This window comes from Rhodococcus aetherivorans (genome assembly GCF_011058165.1).
Lineage (GTDB): Bacteria > Actinomycetota > Actinomycetes > Mycobacteriales > Mycobacteriaceae > Rhodococcus > Rhodococcus aetherivorans.
Genome location: NZ_JAALEG010000214.1, coordinates 1 through 543, shown reverse-complemented (window position 1 = coordinate 543; position 543 = coordinate 1). Strand labels below are relative to the sequence as shown.

1 pseudogene is annotated in these 543 nt (G+C 78.1%); it reads left to right on the top strand.

Features of this window, described 5'->3' with window-relative positions:
* A pseudogene (locus G6039_RS30210) lies at nt 1-543 on the top strand (hypothetical protein); the annotation flags it as partial.

Sequence of the window (543 nt, the reverse complement as noted above, 5' to 3'; positions counted from 1 at the left end):
CCCCCACCCGCACTCTGGGTCCCTTTCAGCAGCGACGCCACCGCGCGCGCGGCACAGGCCCTCGACGGCCAGACCCGCTCCCTCGCCACCTCCCCGGTCGTGCTGGCCGTCCCGGCCGAGCTCGAGCGCGCCCTCAGCACCGCCGGCACCGGATGGCGCCAGCTGCCCTCCCTCCAGTCCGACGGCAGCACCCTCGCCGGCCTGGGCCTCGACGGCTGGGCCGGCCTCCGCCTGGCCCTACCCACCGGCACCGACGCCGACGCCACCACTCCCGCCCTCGAGGCCGTCGCTGCCGCAGCCACCGACGCCGGAACCGGTCCCCTGACCGCCGAACAGGCCGCCTCCCCCGCAGCCACCTCCGCCGTCGGTGCGCTCGCGCTCGGCGCCGACGCCCTCGGAGACGGCGCCGGACCGACCACCGCCGCAGCCCTGACCACCCTCGCCGACGGGCCCGGCGCCGACGGGGCGGTGCACGCCGTACCGATCACCGAGCAACAACTGCACACGGCGGTCGCCTCGGGTGGCGCCGCCGGCCTCTGTCTC